This is a genomic window from Occultella kanbiaonis, from assembly GCF_009708215.1.
In the GTDB taxonomy this organism is placed as follows: domain Bacteria; phylum Actinomycetota; class Actinomycetes; order Actinomycetales; family Beutenbergiaceae; genus Occultella; species Occultella kanbiaonis.
Map to the genome: position 1 here is coordinate 2,946,850 of NZ_CP046175.1, position 20,020 is coordinate 2,966,869.

Below are 20,020 nucleotides of genomic sequence, written 5' to 3' on the forward strand. Positions count from 1 at the left end.
CGTGTGTTCTAGAGTGGGGTCATGCAGTCACGCACGGACGACGAGCGGCTCACCGACGCTGAGGCCGCCGCACTCGCGGCCGCCGACCGCGCCGACGCCGCCGCCGAGTACGCCTCCTGGCTGGGTGCTGACGGCGAGCTGACCGTCCCCGCCGACTGGCTGGCGGAGGTACCGGAGGAGCTCCTCGCGGAGATCTTCGGAGTTCCCACCACGGAGCCCGGCGCCCCGGACCCGGCCGAAGCAGAACCCAGGACCGTGGACGCCGATGACCTCGCCGAACTCGCCCCTGGGCCCGAGTTGCTGAGCCTGCTCCTGGCGGCGGACAGTCTGCGCGGAGACTCGTACACAACGCTCGAGGAGATGGCGGCCTGGGACCGGGTCAGCTCGTGGGCGGCAGGCAAGGTCCGCGAACGCGCGTCGCTCGTGGGACAGGATGTGCGGCTTGAACTGGGTCCGGCGGCCGCACGCACGGCCGGGACGAAGAACACGAACTTCGCCGGCGAGGAGGTGGCCATGCGGCTCGGCTGCTCCAAGCAGCGCGGCCGCAACCTGATCCGAACCGGTGATGCGCTGCGACACGAGTGCATCTCGACCGCCGACGCCCTCGCCGCCGGTGAGATAGACGTCGCGAAGGCCGAGCTCATCGTGGCCGCCGTCGAGCACCTGTCCTCGGACCAGGCGATCGAGGTGCAGGACATCGTCCTCCCCAAGGCACGGCACCGGCCGCACCACCAGGTCCGCCAAGATCTGGCGCGTGCGGTCGCGGAGGTGGATCACGCGCACTTCACCCAGCGGGCGCAGGAGGCGGCCAAGAGACGGCGGGTCGATCGCCCGAGACCGCTCGGCGACGGGATGAGTGGACTCTATGCCGTCATGCCCACGCTGGACGCTGCGGCCGTGGACGCCGCCCTCGACGGCGCCGCGCGCGCTGCGCGTGCCAACGGGGACCCGAACACCATCGAACAGTTGCGAGCGGACTTCCTCGGCCTGTTCGGGCACACCGCCCTGGCCACCGGGACCATCGCGATCCAGCTCCCGGCGGGTACGGATGCTCCGATCGCCGGCGCGTCGTTGGCGAACGCTCCTTCCGTGACGGACGGCCGGTCGGGCCCCGCTCCGTCCGGCACTGCCGTGTCCGACCCGCCCGCACCGGGCACCGTGTCCGGCCCGCCCGCGGCCGGCCCTGCGACCCCATCCGTGCCTGTCGGCGGCCAGTGCACCTTGCCACCGGTCATTCTCGGCCTCGTCGCCCCGTTCGACGCCGCCGCCCTCATGGCCGACGGTGTCGTGCCCACGGCTCGTGCGATCGCACGGTACCTCGCGATCGCCGACCGCACCGGACGCGATCGCGAGCTGGTGATCAATGCGCTGAGCCCCGCCGGAATCGAGTGGTATCGCGACCGCATGCGCGAGGAGGAGCGCCGGCTACGGGTGCGCAACGCGCCACCCGGCCCAGTGACTCCCATCGTCGGTGCACTCCCTGGCATGCCCGTGCCCCCTCCACCGCAGGCGGATGCTCCAACCCGCGCGATCCGGCCCACCGGCACCGCTGCGCCCAGCGGCATCACTCCGCCCACCAGCAAAGCGATCCGGACCGGCGCGGCCGCGGCCCACGGCGCGGCCGCGGCCCACGGCACGGCCCTGTCCACGCCGCACCCGACGCCGAGGTACCAGCGCGTTGACCCCGGACTGCTCGAGGGCGGCGCCCACCTCCGCGGCGACACGGTGACAACGCCGTCCGCGCTCGGGGCAGCGGCCACACCGCGGTCTGCGTTCGGCCTCGTCATCTCCCGCAGCGAGGTCGATCTCGCTTCGCCTCCCGTCTCCGACCCGGAGCCCACGCGGGCCGTCCCGGCGTCGGGCACCGTGCTGCACCGATACCCGATCGGCTCGTCGGCCGGCCGCCGGGCCCGGGTGGACGTCACGATGCCGATCACCACCCTCCTCGGCGGCGACGCTCCGGCTTACGTCACCTCACTGGGGCCGATCCCAGCCAGAGACGCGCGCGCCTACGCTGCGCAGGCGACGCTACGCCGTCTGCTCACCGACCCCGCATCCGGCACCGTCCTGGACGTCGGCACCACGACCTACACTCCCCCGGTCGGGCTCGCGGACCACGTACGCCAGCGCAACCAGACCTGCGTGGCCCCGGGCTGCTCGCAACCGGCCGTCGACTCCGAGCTCGACCACACGGTGCCCTATCCCGCCGGCCCGACGGCGGCACACAACCTCGGGCCACTGTGCAAGCGGCACCATCTGCTGAAGACACACGCCCGCTACCGCCTCGTCCAGCCCACGCCCGGCGTGTTCGAGTGGACCACGCCGACCGGTCAGCGGTATCGCAAACTCACCGCCGGGGACACGATCCGCCTCGCCCGTGAGGTGGCCCCCGCAGCCGCGGATCGTCGGGACGAGCCGCCGCCGTTCTGACCGGCCGGCCACACTATGCTCGCCTCATGCCGACCTTTCTCATCCTCACCGAAGAAGCTCTCCGCGAGAGCGACGTGAAGAACATCCTCAATCTTCACGACGACCCGGAGGCGACCTTCGAGGTACTGGTGCCGGCCGACACCGAGCGCAACATCGTCACCGACTTCATCGACCACCTGAGTCTGTTCGAGATGCGCGAGGCGTGGGATGCCCTCGTCCATCGCGCCGACAAGCAGAAGGCCAAGTTCACCGCGGACATCTCCCTGGGCGCGTCGCTGGAGCGTCTCAGCGCAGCCGGTGCGACGGCGTCCGGCTCGGTCATCGCGGACGACCCGCTGCCGGCGGTGAAGCAGGCCGTGAACAACCTGAACGCCGCCGAGCTGATCGTGGTCACGCGGCCGCACGCCGTCGAGGACACGTTCCACCAGGACTGGGCCTCGAGGGCCCGCGAGGAGCTCGGTGTGCCGGTGCTCCACTTCTACGCGGGCACCGACTTCGTCGGCTGAGGCTTCGACGGGCTTCGTCGGCCGACATTTCCACACGGGTACCGAATCCGGTCGGCTGCCATGACGACCTGTCAACTCGCTCAGAACCCGCTGTCCGCCCGGCTCAGAACCCGCTGTCGGTGGGCCGCGGGTAATACGTCCGCAGTGCCCGCAGCTGGTTGACCTGCGCCAGCAGCCGGTATGCCCACCGCTTCACGTTGCGGTCCTTGCGGTACTTCAGCGGGTGCACGGCACGGCGACGCCGCAGCACCCCGCGTGCCTGCGAGAGCAGTGCCTCGTCGCGCACGTACCGACCCAGCACGAACGTCGGAATGTACGCATAGATGCCCTCCGCCGTCGCCCGCTGTGGCTCGACCCGTCGACCACGCACCAGGTCCTCGACGAGCACCTGAGCGGTACTCACCCCGCCGACGTTCGCGTAGTAGTGCGATCGCCCAAGGCGCGGGTTGATGTCCAGCAGCCGGGCTCGGCCGTCACGCGGGTCGATCTTGAAGTCGACGCTCGCGAACCCGCGGAATCCCACCTCGGCGAGCACCGCACGCACGGATTCCACGAGCTCGGCGTCGTAGTCGACCATGATGATCGCCGAGTTCCCGATGAACGTTGGCTGGTGCATCGCCAGTAACACCCGCCCGGAGGCGGCCATGGTGAGGTCCCCGTGGGAGTCGACGTAGCAGTTCACCACCCGGTTCCACGTGTCGTCACCGGGCACGAGCTCCTGCAGCAGCATGGTCCCGCCGTACTCGGCAGCGGCGATCCGCTCCAGCTCGCGCACGAGCGTGTCGGCGTCGTCGAGCGCGTAGACCTTCCGCCGGCCCGCGAACTTCAGCTCCTCGAACTCGGCGCCCGCGAACGGCTTCATCACGATCGGGAACGTCAGCCGCGCCGCCGCAGCCCGCCACGCCGGCTCGTCCCTTGGCAGCGCCGCGACGGCCACGGTGGCCGGCGCGAGGATCCCGAGCCGCTCCAGTACCGCGTACATCGAGGTCTTGTCCGCGAGGGCATCGACGGTCGCCGCGTCGGCGAACGGGATCACGTAGTTCTCCTCGAGCCGCTCCCGATGCCGCAGCACGAACGCGAGCTGGTGGTCGGAGTTGACCACCAGGATCCGGTCCGCGCCGGCGTGCGCCGCGGCCACGGTGTCGAGCGCGGCAAGGATCGTTGCGTCGTCGGCGCCGTCGCCGATGAGCACGTTGTCCAGGATCGCCGAGTCGTTGATCGGCCCCCGCGGCAACTCGCTGATGACGACAGACCGCACCCCGTACGCCTCATGGAAGGACCGCGCCATCGCGTAGATACCGAGGTCGGTGCCGAGCAGCACCGGGCAGAGCGTCCGGTTGGTCATGGGCGCGCGTCCTCCGTGCGGTTCTGGCGGGTGGGTGGTTCGCTGCGCGGGGCCGATGCCCGACGGCGGAACGTGGGTGAGTCTAGCGGCCCACCTTCGGCGCGCCTCTCGTGGGTTGGCCCCGCGCGGCTTAGCCTGAACAAGTGAACGTGCAGCAGACGCCGGTCGCGCCCCCCGACTTCGAGGCGGCTCTGTTGAGCCTGCGTGGGCACCGTATGCGTCCGGAGTTCCACCTCGAGGAGGTGCCGGCCCCGACGCGGATCGCGCCGTACGCCCTGGCACTCACAGGGGAGGTCAACCCGACCCGGGACCCGGACGACATGCTCGGCAACGGACGGTTCGTGGTGCTCTACGACCCCGAGGGCCAGGAGGCCTGGAACGGCGAGTTCCGGGTGATCATCATGGCCCGGGCCGAGCTGGAACCCGAGTTCTCCGCGGACCCGATGCTGGGCGAGGTCGGCTGGTCCTGGCTCACCGACGCGCTCGAGGCAGAGGGGGCCGAGCACCATTCGCTCTCGGGCACCGTGACCCGCGTGCTCTCGGAGACCTTCGGCGGCCTGCACCTTCGGTCCGGGGAGGTGGAGATCGAGATCCGGGCGTCCTGGACGCCGGAGGGCACCGACCTGGCACCGCACCTGCGTGCCTGGGCGCTGCTGTCCTGCCAGACTGCCGGTCTACCGCCGATCCCGGACAACGTGAGCCCACTGAACAGGAAGCGATGACCGACGTCGAGCCCACGGCCCCCGAACTACGCCCTCTCCTCGAACCGGCGGGTGGGGTCCCCGAGGTCACCAGCACCGCCGCCGCCCTTGACGAGGTCACCGAGCGGATGGCTGCCGGCACCGGGCCGGTCGCCGTGGACGCCGAGCGTGCGTCCGGCTACCGGTACGGCCAGCACGCCTACCTCGTGCAGATCCGCCGTGCCGGGGCCGGCACCGCCCTGATCGATCCGCGCGAGCTCCCGGACCTCAGCGGGCTGAGTGCCGCGCTCGACGGCGTCGAGTGGGTTCTGCACGCCGCCAACCAGGACCTGCCGTGCCTCGCGGAACTGAACTTCACGCCGTCACGCCTCTTCGACACCGAGCTCGCCGGCCGCCTCCTCGGCCGCGACCGGGTCGGCCTCGGCCCCATGGTCGCGGGCGAGCTCGGTTTCGCCCTCGCGAAGGAGCACTCGGCCGCCGACTGGTCCGAGCGTCCGCTGCCGGAGAGCTGGTTGCGCTATGCGGCCCTCGACGTCGAGGTCCTCGTCGAGCTGCGCGACGTGCTCGCCGGTCAGCTCGCCGAGGCCGGGAAGCTCGACTGGGCCGAGCAGGAGTTCGAGGCGATCCGCGTCGCTCCGCCACCCTCGCCGCGGATCGACCCATGGCGCCGCACCTCCGGCACGCACCTGGTCCGCGACACCCAGGGACTCGCGATCGTGCGCGAGCTCTGGCACACCCGTGAGATCGAGGCCGAGCGCGCCGACATCTCCCCGGGCCGGATCCTGCCCGACGCCGCGATCGTCGCCGCCGCGCAGGCCAAGCCGCGCAGCCAGGCTGCGCTCGCCGAGCTCCGTCCGTTCAAGAACCGCGGCGCCGCCCGCCGCCTACCCACCTGGGCCGCGGCCGTCGCGCGAGCGCTCACGCTGGGTCCCGGGGACCTGCCGGCCAAGCGGACCCCGCTCGGCGACACCCTGCCCCCGCCGCGTGCCTGGCGGGACCGCAACCCCGAGGGTGCCGTCCGCCTCGAGAACGTCCGCCACGACGTGCGCGAGCTCGCCGACAGCCTCGACGTACCGCAGGAGAACCTGCTCACACCGGAGTTCCAGCGCCGGATCGCATGGGCGCCACCGCGTCGGATCACCCCGGAGACGGTCTCGATCGCGCTGACCGACCTCGGTGCGCGGCCGTGGCAGGTGGAACTCGTCGCCGAGCCGATCGCCCGCGCGCTCGTGGCTCCGCCGCTCGTGAAGGATCCCACCGCGACCCAGGATGACGGCTAGAACGGCCAGATGGGCGCGCACCGCCCAGGGGGCCCGAACGGCCCGCGCCGCGAGAACGGCCCGAACCGGAACAGCACCCGGAACGACCCCGCGGGCCTCGTAACCCGAACCTGCTCAGAACACCAGCAACCCACGCGCCGCGAACTGGTCGCGCACCCGCTGGGTGAGTTCCGCCGTCGGCGGTCTCGTGTCGGCGAGCTCGTACGGGATCCCGCACCGCGCCCACTTCTCGCGCCCCATCTGGTGCAGCGGCAGCACCTCGACGCGCTCCACCGAGGGCAGCGACGCGGCGTAGTCGGCCACCAGTGCCACGTTGTCCGGGTCGTCGGTCAGGCCCGGAACGAGCACGAACCGGATCCAGGTGGCGATGCCGGCGTCACTGAGCCGGCGCCCGAACCGAAGCGTCGGTCCGAGGTCCCGCCCGGTCACCCGGCGGTAGGTGTTCGGATCCCCGGACTTCACGTCCAGCAGCACCAGATCGGTGTCGGCGAGCATCACATCGGTCGCGTTCGCACCCAGATACCCGGACGTGTCCAGCGTGGTGTGCACCCCCAGCTCCTTCGCTCCGGCGAGGATCCTGCCGAGGAACGTCGGCTGCATGAGCGCCTCGCCGCCGGAGACGGTCAGCCCGCCGCCGGTCGCAGCGAACACGTGCCGGTATCGGGCCACCCGGGTCAGCACTTCCGCCACATCGGTCAGCCGCCCGTCCCGGATCCGCCAGGTGTCCGGGTTGTGGCAGTACAGGCAACGCAGCGGACACCCGGACAGGAACAGCGTCATCCGGGTCCCGGGCCCGTCCACTGCGGTCACGAGCTCCCAGGAGTGCACCGAGCCGAGCTCCCCGAGCCGGATCCGCGCCAGCCGGACGGAGCGGTCCTCCCGCGCCACCTCCGGCGCCCGGCCACCCGCCACGGCCCGCACATCCGGGCCGGGCGCCGTCACAACCATCACACGCTCCCGTGGAAGGTCCGCGAGAGCACGTCGAGCTGCTGCTCGCGGGTCAGCCGCACGAAGTTCACCGCGTACCCGGACACCCTGATGGTCAGCTGCGGATAGTTCTCGGGATGCAGCATGGCGTCCTCGAGGGTTTCCCGGTTCAACACGTTCACGTTCAGGTGGAAGCCGCCCGCACCCATGTACGCGTCCAGCAGCCCGCGCAGGTTGCCGACCTGCTCCTGGCCCGTCCGGCCGAGCCCGCTGGGCACCACGGTGGTGGTCAGCGAGATCCCGTCCTGCGCCTCGCCGTAGGGGATCTTGGCCACGCTCAGGGCCGCCGCGAGCATGCCGTGCGTGTCCCGTCCGTTCATCGGGTTCGCCCCGGGCGCGAACGGATCTCCGGCCCGGCGTCCGTCTGGGGTGTTACCGGTGTGCTTGCCGTACACCACGTTCGACGTGATCGTCAGCACCGACTGGGTGTGCACGGAACCGCGGTAGGTGGGCCGGGTGCGCAGCTTCGCCATGAACGAACGCACCAGGTCGACGGCGATCGCGTCGGCCCGGTCGTCGTCGTTGCCGTACCGGGGAAACTCGCCGGTGACCTCGTAGTCGGTGACCAGACCGCACTCGTCCCGGACCGGCCGCACGCTCGCGTACCGGATCGCCGAGAGCGAGTCCGCCGCCACGCTCAGGCCGGCGATGCCGCACGCCATGGTGCGCAGGATGTCACGGTCGTGCAGCGCCATCTCCAGGCGCTCGTATGCATACTTGTCGTGCATGTAGTGGATGCAGTTCAGCGCGTCGACGTAGGTCTCGGCGAGCCAGTCCAGAAGCGTGTCGTATCGGGCCCGGACGTCGTCGTACTCGAGCACGTCCCCGGTCACGGGCGAGGTCTCGGGCGCGACCTGGGCCCCGGTGACCTCGTCCCGTCCGCCGTTGATCGCGTACAGAAGCGCCTTGGCGATGTTCACCCGGGCGCCGAAGTACTGCATCTGCTTGCCGATGGCCATCGCGGATACGCAACAGGCGACGCCCGCGTCGTCACCCCAGTCACCGCGGACCAGTTCATCCGACTCGTATTGGATCGCGGATGTGTCGATCGAGACCTGCGCGCAGAACCTCTTGAACCCCTCGGGCAGCAGCGGGCTCCAGAGCACCGTGAGGTTGGGCTCCGGTGCCGGGCCCAGGTTGTACAGCGTCTGCAGCATTCGGAACGAGTTCCGGGTGACCAGGGTCCGACCATCGGCGCCCATGCCACCGATCGACTCGGTGACCCAGGTGGGGTCCCCTGAGAACAGTGCGTCGTAGTCCGGGGTGCGTAGGAACCGGACGATCCGCAACTTGATGACCAGGTCGTCGATCAGTTCCTGCGCGCCGGTCTCGTCCAGCACACCCGACTCGAGGTCACGCTGCAGGAAGACGTCCAGGAACGTCGAGGTCCGCCCGAGTGACATCGCCGCCCCGTTCTGGTCCTTCACCGCGGCCAGGAACGCGAAGTACAGCCACTGCACCGCCTCGGATGCGGTCCGGGCCGGCCCGGAGACGTCGAAGCCGTAGCCGGCGGCCATGGTGCGCAGATCCTCCAGGGCCCGGAGCTGTTCGGCGTTCTCCTCCCGGTCGCGGATCACGTCCTCGAGCGAGGGCCGCTCCCCCAGTTCCTCCCGCTCGCGGCGCTTGTCCGCGATCAGGGCGTCCACGCCGTACAGGGCGAGGCGACGGTAGTCCCCGATGATCCGGCCCCGACCGTAGGCGTCCGGCAGCCCGGTGATGATGTGGCTCGACCGGGCCCGGCGTACGGCCGGCGGATAGACGTCGAACACGCCGTCGTTGTGGGTCTTGCGGTACGTCGTGAAGACGGTCGCGAGCCCCGGGTCGACCGGGTACCCGTAGGTCTTCAGGGCCGTCTCGACCATCCGCCAGCCCCCGTTGGGCATGATCGCCCGCTTCAGTGGAGCGTCGGTCTGCAACCCGACGATGATCTCGTCGTCTCGATCGATGTAGCCCGGCCCGTGCGAGGTGATGCCCGACGGCGTCCTGGCGTCCACGTCGTACACGCCGCGTTCTCGTTCGGCCGGGAACATCGCCTCCAGGCGCTGCCACACCCGGGTGGTCCGCTCGGTGGGTCCGGTCAGGAACGATCCGTCACCGGTGTACGGCGTGTAGTTGCGCTGGATGAAGTCCCGAACGTCGACGCGCTCCTGCCACGGGCCAGGGGCGAAGTCGTGCCAGGCCCCATGGGCCGCCCGTTCGTGCGTCGTCGTGGTCATCGCCGCAATCCCTTCCCTTGCCTGGCCCCTCGCTCCCTTCAACCCTAGGAACGGCACCGACGGGAATCCCGGGACCAAAGACCGTCCGGCCCGGTGTGCCGGATCACATCCACGCCGTATAGAGTGGCCCCGGAGTTACCTAGTACTCGCAGTCCCAGAAGTCCCGCAGACGTGACCAGGAGGTCGCCCGATGCCCCTACTCGGTCGAGATGTTGTGCTCGTCGATGCCGTTCGCTCCCCCTTCGGGCGGGCCAGGCCCGACGGCCTGTACGCCAACACCCGCGCGGACGACATCGCCGTCGCAGTCGTGCGGGACCTGCTCCGGCGCAACCCCGGCGTCCCGGTCACTTCCATCGGTGACGTCGCCATCGCCGCCACCACCCAGTCCGGCGACCAGGGCCTGACCCTTGGCCGCACGGTCGCCCTGCTGGCCGGGCTGCCGACCACGGTCCCGGGCTTCGCGATCGACCGCATGTGCGCGGGAGCGATGACCGCCGTCACCACGCTCGCGTCCGGAATCGCCGTCGGTGCCGTCGACGCAGCCCTGGCCGGCGGCGTCGAACACATGGGCCGTCACCCCCTCGGCCGTGACGCCGAGCCGAACCCCCGGTTCGTCGCCGAGCGGATCGTCTCCCCGGACGCCCTGGTCATGGGCGCGACCGCGGAGAACCTCCACGACCGGTTCCCGGCGCTGACGAAGGAACGCGCGGACGCGTTCGGTGCGGCCTCCCAGGCGAAGTACGCGGCGGCGCTGGCCGCCGGGCACATCACCGGCGACCTGGTCCCGGTCGGCGTGCCTGACCCCGAGCGCGGCTGGGGCCTTGCCACCGCCGATGAGCCGCCCCGGCCCGGCACCACGGTCGAGGGCATGGCCGGCCTGCCGACCCCGTTCCGGCCGGGCGGGCGGGTCACCGCGGCGACCTCCTCGCCGTTGACTGACGGGGCGACGGCGGCCCTGCTGGTCGCGGGCGACGTCGCCGCCGCGTGGGGCCTGGCCCCGAAGCTGCGGCTGGTCTCCTACGCGTACGCCGGCGTCCCGCCCGAGGTGATGGGCCTCGGTCCCGTGCCGGCCACCGAGCGCGCCCTGGAGATCGCGGGCCTGTCCATCTCAGACATCGGCCTGTTCGAGCTGAACGAGGCGTTCGCCGTGCAGGTGCTCTCGTTCCTGGACGCGTTCGGCATCGCCGACGACGATCCCCGGGTCAACCCCTACGGTGGCGCGATCGCCGTCGGGCACCCGCTCGCCGCGTCCGGCGTGCGCCTGATGTCCCAGCTCGCCCACCAGTTCGCCGCGCACCCGGAGGTCCGCTACGGCATCACCGCCATGTGCGTGGGCCTGGGCCAGGGCGGCTCCGTCATCTGGGAGAACCCCCACCACCCCGACTACGCCGTTGCCACCGAGGAGAACAACCGATGAGCGAGCGCATCACCCGCGCCCTGGTCCGCGACGTCCAGCTCGATGACCTCGGCACCCTGGCCCTGATCACCCTCGACAACGGCCTCGATTTCACGAAGCCGAACACGCTCGGCGCCGGCGGCATGGCGTCGCTGCGGGAGGCCGTCGAGGCCGTCGCGGCCCGCGCCGCCGCCGGCGAGATCGTCGCCGCCGCCGTCACCGGCAAGCCGTTCCACTTCGCGGCCGGCGCCGACCTGAAGGCCGCGGCCGGCATCACGACGACCGTGCAGGCCCGGGAGATCGCCGAGGCGGGTCACAACACCTATCGGATCCTCACCGACATGGCCGTCCCGACGTTCGCCTACGTCGGCGGGGTCGCGCTCGGCGGCGGCATGGAACTGGCTCTCTCGGCCACCTACCGGACCGTCGCCGGCTCGGTGCGCAACCTCGGCCTGCCCGAGGTGTTCCTCGGCCTGATCCCCGGCTGGGGCGGCACGTTCCTGGCGCCGCACCTGATCGGCATCGAGAAGGCACTGGGCGTGGTGGTGGAGAACCCGCTGCGCAACAACCGCCAGCTCAAGGCCGACGAGGCCGTCGAGCTCGGCCTGATGGATGTCGCCCTGGAACCCGCGGACTTCCTCGCCGAGTCGCTGCGCTGGAGCGCCCGCGTACTCCGCGGCGAGGTCTCTCCGACCCGTCCCGAGCCGATCGACGAAGCCGGCCGCGCCCGGTGGCTCGAGGCCGTGGAGGCGGCCCGGGCCAAGGTGGACGCCCGTCTGCACGGTGCCGCACCGGCCCCGTACGTGGCCCTCGATCTGCTCGCACTCGCCGCGGACGGTGACAAGGACGCGTCCTTCGCCGCCGAGAACGACGCACTGGCCGACCTGATCGTCTCACCGGAGTTCAAGGCCGGTGTGTACGCGTTCGACCTGACCTCCTCCCGCGCCAAGCGGCCGGTGGGTGCGCCGCCCACGGAACTGGCCCGGCCGGTGCGTTCCGTCGGCGTGGTCGGTGCGGGGCTGATGGCCTCCCAGCTGGCGCTGCTGTTCGCGCGCCGGATGCGCCTGCCGGTGATCATGCGGGACCTGGACGCCGACCGTGCCGAGAAGGGCCTCGGGTTCGTCCGGGTCGAGGTGGCCAAGCTCGCCGAGCAGGGTCGGATCGGAGCCGACGAGGCAAACCGGATCACCTCCCTGGTGACCGCGACAACCGACCTGGCCGACCTCGCGGACCGAGACCTGGTCATCGAGGCGGTCTTCGAGGAGCTCGACGTGAAGAAGAAGGTGTTCGCCGAGCTCGAGACGGTCGTCGGTGCGGACACGATCCTCGCCACGAACACGTCCGCGCTGTCGATCACCGCCATGGCTGCCGACCTCGCCCATCCCGAGCGGGTCGTCGGGCTGCACTTCTTCAACCCGGTCGCGCAGATGCCGCTCGTCGAGGTGATTCGCGCCGAACGGACCGACGACGCTGCCTACGCCACCGCGTTCGCCGTCGCCAAGGCGTCGGGCAAGTCGGCGATCGCCGTCGCCGACGCGCCCGGCTTCGTCGTGAACCGGCTGCTCGTGCGTCTGCTCGGCGAGGTCCTCGGTGCCCTCGAGGACGGCACCGACGTACCCACCGCGGACGCCGCGCTGCGGCCGCTCGGCCTACCCATGGGGCCGTTCCAGCTGCTGCAGCTGGTCGGGCCCGCCGTCGCCATGCACGTCCTGGACACGCTCCGCGAGAACCTCGGCGACCGCTACCCGACCTCGCCCGGGCTGGCCCGGATGGTCACCGACGGCACGCCCTTCGTCACCTACGAGGGTCGTCCCACGGCGGCCTCACCGGTGGACCCGGGGATCGAGCGGTACTTCGGATCCCGGTCCGGCCGGGCCTACACGGCGCCGGAGTTACTGGACCGGGTCGGCGGCGCACTCGCGGAGGAGGTCACCCTGATGCTGGACGAGCAGGTGGTCTCCGATGCGGCCGACATCGACCTCGGGATGATCCTGGGCGCCGGTTGGCCGTTCCACCTGGGTGGGATCACGCCGTACCTGCGCCGGTCGGGTCACCTGACCCGTGACGTGGCGAGCTGAGGCCGCTCGAACAGGGAGGGCTGCGGTGGGGCGTGGGTCGGGTCGACGCCGTCGAAGAGGCTGCTGACCGACTCACCCTCATGGATCCGCCGGATCGCCTCGGCGAACAGCTGGGAGACGGACCGAACGACCAGTGAGTGCCAGTCGCCCGGCGCGGGCACCGTGTCCGTGGTGACCACCTCGGTGACCATCGGGTGTTCGCTCAGGCGAGCCACCGCATTGCCGGTGAACAGGCCGTGGGTGCAGGCGATCGACGCCTCGTGGCAGCCCTCCTCGGCGAGCTTGGACAACAGCTCGACGATCGAGCCACCGGTCGCGATCTCGTCGTCGAGCACGATCGCCCGCTTGCCGGCGACGTCGCCCACGATGGCGTCGATGACCACCTTGTCGTCCGCGAGCCGCTGCTTGCTGCCCGCGGCGACCGGCAGGCCGAGCAGCCGCGCGAACTGGGTCGCGGTCTTCGCGTTCCCCAGGTCCGGCGACACCACGATCGAGTCGGACAGGTCACGGTCGCGGTAGTGGTCGGCGAGCACCCCGAGGGCGGTCAGGTGGTCCACCGGCACCGAGAAGAACCCGTGCACCTGCGGCGAGTGCAGCGTCATCGTGAGGATCCGGTCCGCGCCCGCCGCGACCAGCATGTCCGCGACCAGGCGCCCGCCGAGGGAGATCCGGGACGCGTCCTTCTTGTCCGACCGGGCGTAGGCGAAGTGCGGGATCACCGCCGTGATCTGCGCGGCCGAGGCGCCCTTGGCCGCGTCGATCATCAGGAGCAGCTCCATCAGGTGCTCCTGGGTGGGTGGCACCAGTGGCTGGACGATGTAGACGTCCCGCTGACGGCAGTTCGCCAGTAGCTGCGCCTGCAGGCAGTCGTTGCTGAACCGGGAGGTCTCCGACGGGGACACCTCGATCCCCAGCTCGTCACAGATCAGCTGAGCGAGCGCGGGGTGCGCGCTGCCGGTGAACACCACAATGTCTCGCATACACGTGCCTTTCGGGGGTCTGCTGGCGATGTTAGGGGATCTGGTCGAGGGCGGCGCGACGGTCCGTGCGCGCGGCCACCGCCGCAGCCGTGTCCCGGGCGACGTCCTTGGCCCGCAGGCCGAGGTCGGCGATGAGCTGGGACCTGCTCGCGTGGCCGAGGAACCTGGTCGGGATGCCGTGCGTACGCACGCCGACAGCCACCTCCCGCTCGGCCAGGGCGTCCCGGATCGCAGCCCCCACGCCCCCCTGGACCACTCCGTCCTCGATGGTGACGACGAGGTCGTGCCGCGCGGCAGCGTCGAGGATCTGTTCCGGCACCGGCAGTGCCCACCGGGGGTCGACGACGGTGCTGCCGATCCCCTGCCGGCCGAGCCGTGTCCCGACCTCGACGGCCGTGGCCGCGAACGGGCCGACGCCCACCACGAGGACCCGGGCGTCACCGTCGCCTGCGGTCCGGGCGAGCACGTCGACGACGCCGTCCCGCTGGATCGCCGGGATCGGGTCACCGATCGCGCCCTTCGGGTAACGGACCACGGTCGGTGCGTCCCGGACCGCGACGGCCTCGCGCAGCGCCTCCCGCATCGTCGCCTCGTCGCGCGGCGCCGCCAGCCGCAGCCCGGGGACGATCCTGGCCATCGCCATGTCCCACATCCCGTTGTGGCTGGCACCGTCCTCGCCGGTGAGCCCGGCCCGGTCCAGCGCGATGGTGACCCCGGCCCGGTGCAGGCCGACGTCCATGAGCAGCTGGTCGAAGGCTCGGTTCAGGAACGTCGCGTAGAGGCAGACCACAGGGTGCAGGCCCGCAAACGCCATCCCGGCCGCGGAGGTGAGCGCGTGCTCCTCGGCGATCCCGACGTCGAAGACGCGCTCGGCGAACTCCTTCTGCATCCCGCCGAGCCCGACCGGGACCGGCATCGCGGCCGTGATCGCGACGACGTCCGACCGCGCCCTTGCGATGCCCACGATCTCGTCGGCGAAGACCGACGTCCAGTCGGTCCCGGCGGCGGCGACCGGCAGCCCGGTCTCGGGGTGGATCACCTTGACGGCATGGAAATGGTCGACGGCGTCGTGCTCGGCGGGCGTGTAGCCGTGGCCCTTCTCGGTGATCGCGTGCACGATGACCGGCCCGCCGAAGCCCCTGGCGTTGCGGAGCGCGGACTCGAGGGCATCCAGATCGTGCCCGTCGATCGGACCGACGTACTTGATCCCGAGGCCCTCGAACAGGCCCTGGGGGCGCAGCACGTCCTTCAGCCCCTCCTTGAGCCCGTGCAGGGCGTCGTAGGTCATCCGGCCGGGCAGGCCGCCGCTGCGCAGGGTGTTCTTGCCCCAGTTCAGCACCCGTTCGTAGTTGCGGTCCGTGCGCATCGCGTCGAGGTAGCGGGCCAGTCCGCCGACCGTGGGCGAGTAGGACCAGCCGTTGTCGTTGACCACCACGACGAGCCGCCGGTCGTCGCTGCCGGCCACGCTGTTCAGGGCCTCCCACGCCAGTCCCCCGGTGAGGGCGCCGTCACCGATGACGGCCACGGCGTGCCGGTCCGTGTGTCCGAGCACCTGGTTCGCGCGCGCGATCCCGTCGGCCCACGAGATCGCCGTGGACGCGTGGGAGTTCTCGACGACGTCGTGGTCGGACTCGGCCCGGCTCGGGTACCCGCTCAGCCCGCCACGCGAGCGCAGCCCGGAGAAGTCGGTGCGTCCGGTCAGGATCTTGTGCACGTAGGACTGGTGCCCCGTGTCGAAGACGATGCTGTCCCTCGGGGACGAGAACACCCGGTGCACGGCCATGGTCAGCTCGACGACACCGAGGTTGGGGCCGAGATGCCCGCCGGTGCGCGAGACCTCTTCGACGAGGAAGGTGCGGATCTCGGCCGCCAGGGCACGCATCCGCTTCGGGGACAGGCCACGCAGGTCGCCCGGTCCGCTCAACTTCTCGAGCTCACCCACTGCGGATCCTCCCACCCGTGCCGACTGTGCCGCCGGCCAGCACTGCCGTCGCGGGCACCATGCTACGTCCGCCCGTCGCCTCAGGCGGTCCGGTACCGGGCCTGATGACCCGACGGCGTCACTCCCGCCAGCAGGTACTCCTCGCCGCGTCGCTCGGCCTCGATGGCCAGGGCACGGTGCTCGTCGAGCTCGATCAGGAACGCGTCGGCATGTTCGGCGAGGATCGCGATCCGGGCCTCGTCCCGCCCGACCCAGCGGAAGTCCCGGCGATAGCTGTGCCGATTCTCGACGACGAACAGCACCCGCTCGCAACCGGTCACGTGCAGCTGCCACTGGAGCTGGTCCCGGTAGACGCCCGCGGCCTCGTCGAGGTCGGCGACGGCGGTCTTGATCTCACAGATCGAGTGCTCGCCGACGCCGTCCGGCGTGGCCAGGTGGCGCGGGTTCTCCCCCGCGCACAGGTGCGAGTTCGGATCGATGCCGAACCGCTGCTGCACCCAGGCTGCGATCACCGGCTCGCGGACGATGCCGTGCTCGAACTGGGGCAACCGGGGTCCCTCCCAGCCGCTCAGCTTGGCGGCCAGCAGCCGCTTGCGCTGCTTGCTGACCTGTCCGCGGGAGGTGACCAGTCGGCGCGCGTCCGTGGCGGTGACGCCCCAGAGCCGGGCCCGCAGCCAGGCGACGCGTTGCCGGGAGGTGACCGGTTCGCCGCCAGGGCCCTGCACGTAGCGATACCGGTTCTGCTCCACCCGCTAGAGGCTACGCGACCACACCCCGCGCCCGGTGCAGGCTCGCGGGCCGGGCCGCGACCGGTGTGCGCACCGGTGCCGGACGGTGAACCTCAGGTCCCGCCGGGGCCAGCCACCCGGGACCCGGCCGGGCCGTCCACCCGGAACCCGGCCGGTGCCCGCACCTCGACCCCGCCGTGGGCGTCAACGGACACGGCCAGTTCCTCGGTGCCCAGCCGCAGCCCGGACACGGACAGTGGACCGGACCCGGCGGGACGCACCCGGACGACGCCGTTCGGGACGTCCGCCGTCAGACCGAGGCGTGCCTGCAGGATGGCCACCGCCGCCGTCGCGGCCCATGCCTGCGGACGGCACGAGGCCGGATACGGCACGGGCCGGCTCACCTCGGCGGCGGCGTCGCCGGCGAACAGCTCGGGCAGCCGGAAGTCGAACGCGGGGGCGGCCCGCACCAGCCCGTCCCCGAGCCGGGCGGCGACCTCACCGAACCCTGCCCGGGCAAGCCCGTGGACCGCGATCGCCGTGTCATGCGGCCACACCGCGCCGCCGTGGTAGCTCAGCGGCCAGTACCCGCCGGAGCCCACGGCGAGGGTGCGCAACCCGTACCCGGAGTCGAGGGCCGCGCCACCGACCCGGTCGGCGATGGCCCGTTCCTCGTCGGCGTTCAGCAGACCGGTGCCGAGCAGGTGCGCCATGTTCGAGGCCACCGAGTCCACCGGGCGCTTGCGCGCATCGAGGGCGATCGCGGGGTACGGGCCGCGCGCGTCCGATACCCAGTACGCGTCCCGGAACCTCGTGGCAAGCTCCCCCGCCCAGTCCCGCCAGCGGTCCGGACCCGGGCGCCCGAACGCGGCCAACAGGTCGGCGCCGGCGAGCGCGGCCTCATGCGCGTAGCCCTGGACCTCGACCAGGGCGATGGCCGGGGTGGCGAGGCCACCGTCGCGCCACCGCACCGAGTCGCCGGAGTCCTTCCAGCCCTGGTTCGCCAGACCCCGACCGTCGGAGTCGTACTCGAGGAAGCCATCGCCGTCGGCGTCCCCGTACCGAACCATCCAGTCCAGGGCACGCTCGGCGGCCGGGAGCAGTGCGGCCACCTCGGCCTCGGGCAGACCCCAGCGCCAGGCGTCCGCGAGCAGGCACAGCCACAGCGGAGTGGCGTCGATGCTGCCGTAGTAGAGCGGCGGCAGCAGCGTGCGGCCGGCCCCGGTCGGGGCGCGCCGGACCTCGTGCAGGATCTTGCCCGGCTCCTCGCCGGTGTCGCGATCGACCACACGTCCCTGGAAGGCCGCCAGGGTGCGCAGCGTGCCGCCGGCCAGCTCGGTCCCCAACGGCAGCATCATCCGAGCCGCCCAGATCGAGTCCCGCCCGAACAGGGTGAAGAACCACGGCGCCCCGGCGGCGAGGAAAGTCTCGTCCGGCGCCTGCGCGCTCGACATCAGCAGACCCGCCACGTCGTCCAGGCTCCGGTTCAGCAGTTCCGGCAGGCGCCGGTCCCACGCGTCCACGGTCGGCGTCGACCACGGCAGCCGGCTCCGCACCGGGTCGCTGGTCCCGTTGGCAGCGGTGCGCGCGGCCCGCACGACGCCTGCCGCGTCCTCGCACTCGAGCTCCCACTCGAGCTCGGCGGGCAGCCCGGGCGCGGCGGAGACGGTCCAGACCAGGGTGGGAGCAGCCGGATCGCCGAGATCGATCAGTGCCCGCGGGGCCCGCACCCGGATGCCGATCCCGCCGGCAGCGGCGCCGGAACCGGCCCACCACAGTCCCGCGACGGTGCGGGTCGGTACCAGCGAGTCCCCGGTCGCACCCCGCTTGACGAGGTCCATGGCGAGCAGATCCGCGGCGAGGCGGACCCGGACGGTCGCCCGCACCACCCCGGCCGCGGCCGAGGAGAGGGTCAGCCGTTCCCGCATCCGGCCCGGGGTGACGGTGCGCTCGAGGTCGATCCGCGTCGTCGGATCCGCCCCGGGCCCGTCCAGGCCGCGAGCCAGCCCCACGACCCTGACGGTGCCGACCCCCGCACCGGCGGTCGCGATCACCTCGGGTTCCACGCCGTCGATCGTCAGACGGGCTTCGCTGAGCACCCGGACGTCCGCGTGGAACACCCCATGCAACTCCGGCCGCCCCGCTCGGATCTGACCGTCCGAACCAGACCATGCCTGCGTCGGCGCGGCCAGCACAACCAACTGTTCATGCAGGAGCGGTTGCCGGATCACGACCCCGCCTTCCATGCTTGACAGCCACCATGGTTCCGGACCACTCTAGGGCAACTGTTTGAACGATCCAATACGATGGGGATGGTTTTGCTTCATCATTGACCGGATTGGGTCACGATTCTGCGGGGGGAGGCGGTCAGTGCGATCCCGGCAACGAGTCACCCTGGAATCGGTGGCCGCGCACGCCAAGGTGTCGCGTCAGACGGTCTCGAACGCGATCAACGCCCCCGACGTCGTCAAGCCGGAGACCCTCACCCGGGTGCTCGAGTCGATCGCGGAACTCGGCTATCAGCCCTCCCGGGCGGCCCGGCAGCTACGAACCCGGCGCTCCCAGATCCTCGGTTACGCTCTCGGGCCGGTCACCTACAGCGTGTACGGCACCATCGGCGACCGTTTCGTGCACGGGCTGGCCCAGGCCGCCCAGGATCGTGGCTACCGGATCATGCTCTTCGCTGCCGCCAGCGACGACGAGGAGATCCTCCAGTTCGACGAACTGCTCTCCGGCGCGGACCTCGACGGCTTCGTCCTGACGAACACCCACCACGCCGACCCCCGCACCACCTGGCTCACCGAGCGCGACGTTCCGTTCGTGACCTTCGGTCGCCCGTGGGACGCCGACCACGGGACGCACCCGTGGGTGGACGTGGACGGTGCTGCCGGTACGGCAGCGGCGACCCGGCACCTGCACGAGCTGGGACACACCCGGATCGCGTACCTCGGCTGGCCGCACGGCTCCGGCGTCGGCGACGACCGACGCACGGGGTGGTCGTCGACGATGACCGAGCTCGGCCTGAGCGCCGACGAGCGGTGGCAGGAGACGACGGACAACGCCACCGAACACGCCGAGGTGGCCGCCGCGAGGCTCCTGCGGCGGGTGGCCCCGAGCGCGGTGGTGTGCGTCAGCGACACGGTCGGGCTGGGCGTCATGCAGGCCGCCGAATCGCAGGGGCGCCGCGTGGCCGTGACCGGGTTCGACGACTCCGCGGTCTCGTACGTGGCCGGGATGACCACGCTCGCCCAGCCGGTCGCCGAGTCCGCGCGCCGCGCCCTCGCCCTCGTGCTGCGCCAGATCGGTGTCGAGTCCGGTGGGTCCGCCGCACGCCACGAGCTCCTGCCTCCGACGCTGGTCGTACGGGGCACCAGCATCCGACCGGACCCGTTGTCCGGCACGGTCGGGTCCTGATCGCCGGTGAGCGGAGC

14 protein-coding genes are annotated in these 20,020 nt (G+C 71.6%); 7 read left to right on the forward strand and 7 right to left on the reverse strand.

The features are described 5' to 3' along the window. Positions 1-21: 21 nt before the first annotated feature. Entirely contained in the window at positions 22-2,430 is a 2,409-nt protein-coding gene (locus tag GKS42_RS13610) for an HNH endonuclease signature motif containing protein (RefSeq protein WP_154794312.1), read from the forward strand. A gap of 26 nt (positions 2,431-2,456) precedes the next feature. Continuing rightward, the gene (locus GKS42_RS13615; RefSeq protein WP_154794313.1) at positions 2,457-2,936 is read left to right on the forward strand and encodes a hypothetical protein; all 480 of its coding nucleotides are present in this window, start codon (positions 2,457-2,459) and stop codon (positions 2,934-2,936) included. A 103-nt stretch (positions 2,937-3,039) separates the two neighbouring features. Here GKS42_RS13615 and GKS42_RS13620 read toward each other — a convergent pair whose 3' ends face one another. Further along, positions 3,040-4,281 (reverse strand): carboxylate--amine ligase, encoded by a 1,242-nt coding sequence (locus GKS42_RS13620; RefSeq protein WP_154794314.1) that lies wholly within the window; start codon positions 4,279-4,281, stop codon positions 3,040-3,042. A 143-nt stretch (positions 4,282-4,424) separates the two neighbouring features. Here GKS42_RS13620 and GKS42_RS13625 point away from each other — a divergent pair, with 143 nt between their 5' ends. Beyond that, positions 4,425-5,003 carry a DUF3000 domain-containing protein gene (locus tag GKS42_RS13625; RefSeq protein ID WP_154794315.1) on the forward strand — a complete coding sequence of 193 codons (579 nt, stop codon included), beginning with the start codon at positions 4,425-4,427 and terminating at the stop codon, positions 5,001-5,003. Then, the gene (locus tag GKS42_RS13630) at positions 5,000-6,262 is read left to right on the forward strand and encodes an HRDC domain-containing protein (RefSeq protein WP_154794316.1); all 1,263 of its coding nucleotides are present in this window, start codon (positions 5,000-5,002) and stop codon (positions 6,260-6,262) included. Before GKS42_RS13625 ends, GKS42_RS13630 begins: the two co-directional genes overlap by 4 nt. A 114-nt stretch (positions 6,263-6,376) precedes the next feature. Here the strand turns inward: GKS42_RS13630 and pflA are convergent, their stop codons facing one another. Together pflA and pflB are read right to left on the reverse strand one after the other, a co-directional pair. Further along, positions 6,377-7,210, reverse strand: a complete 834-nt coding sequence (gene pflA / locus GKS42_RS13635; protein ID WP_154794317.1) for a pyruvate formate-lyase-activating protein — start codon at positions 7,208-7,210, stop codon at positions 6,377-6,379. Continuing rightward, entirely contained in the window at positions 7,210-9,465 is a 2,256-nt protein-coding gene (gene pflB / locus GKS42_RS13640) for a formate C-acetyltransferase (protein WP_154794318.1), read from the reverse strand. Before pflB ends, pflA begins: the two co-directional genes overlap by 1 nt. Before the next feature lie 190 nt (positions 9,466-9,655). On the opposite strand from pflB, the gene GKS42_RS13645 reads away from it, so the two are divergent. Beyond that, positions 9,656-10,882 carry a thiolase family protein gene (locus GKS42_RS13645; RefSeq protein WP_154794319.1) on the forward strand — a complete coding sequence of 409 codons (1,227 nt, stop codon included), beginning with the start codon at positions 9,656-9,658 and terminating at the stop codon, positions 10,880-10,882. After that, complete coding sequence (locus GKS42_RS13650; protein WP_154794320.1) at positions 10,879-12,939, forward strand: 3-hydroxyacyl-CoA dehydrogenase NAD-binding domain-containing protein; 2,061 nt, start codon at positions 10,879-10,881, stop codon at positions 12,937-12,939. The genes GKS42_RS13645 and GKS42_RS13650 overlap by 4 nt, the downstream gene beginning before the upstream one ends. On the opposite strand, the gene GKS42_RS13655 is transcribed toward GKS42_RS13650, so the two are convergent. The 4 genes from GKS42_RS13655 to GKS42_RS13670 all read right to left on the reverse strand — a co-directional run bounded on the left by GKS42_RS13655 (position 12,912) and on the right by GKS42_RS13670 (position 18,820). Next, positions 12,912-13,919: a ribose-phosphate diphosphokinase gene (locus GKS42_RS13655; RefSeq protein WP_154794321.1), complete on the reverse strand. Its 1,008-nt coding sequence runs from the start codon at positions 13,917-13,919 to the stop codon at positions 12,912-12,914. The two genes, GKS42_RS13650 and GKS42_RS13655, sit on opposite strands and share 28 nt — an antisense overlap. A gap of 31 nt (positions 13,920-13,950) precedes the next feature. After that, positions 13,951-15,861 carry a 1-deoxy-D-xylulose-5-phosphate synthase gene (gene dxs / locus GKS42_RS13660; protein WP_154794322.1) on the reverse strand — a complete coding sequence of 637 codons (1,911 nt, stop codon included), beginning with the start codon at positions 15,859-15,861 and terminating at the stop codon, positions 13,951-13,953. Between the two features lie 80 nt (positions 15,862-15,941). Next, positions 15,942-16,610, reverse strand: a complete 669-nt coding sequence (locus GKS42_RS13665; RefSeq protein WP_154794323.1) for a YqaJ viral recombinase family protein — start codon at positions 16,608-16,610, stop codon at positions 15,942-15,944. A 92-nt stretch (positions 16,611-16,702) separates the two neighbouring features. After that, a complete protein-coding gene (locus GKS42_RS13670; RefSeq protein WP_232847657.1) occupies positions 16,703-18,820 on the reverse strand; it encodes a glycogen debranching N-terminal domain-containing protein in 2,118 nt (705 codons plus the stop codon). A gap of 172 nt (positions 18,821-18,992) precedes the next feature. Between GKS42_RS13670 and GKS42_RS13675 the strand changes: the two genes are divergently transcribed. Beyond that, positions 18,993-20,003, forward strand: coding sequence for a LacI family DNA-binding transcriptional regulator (locus tag GKS42_RS13675; protein WP_232847658.1), 1,011 nt, complete (start codon positions 18,993-18,995; stop codon positions 20,001-20,003). Positions 20,004-20,020 lie beyond the last annotated feature (17 nt).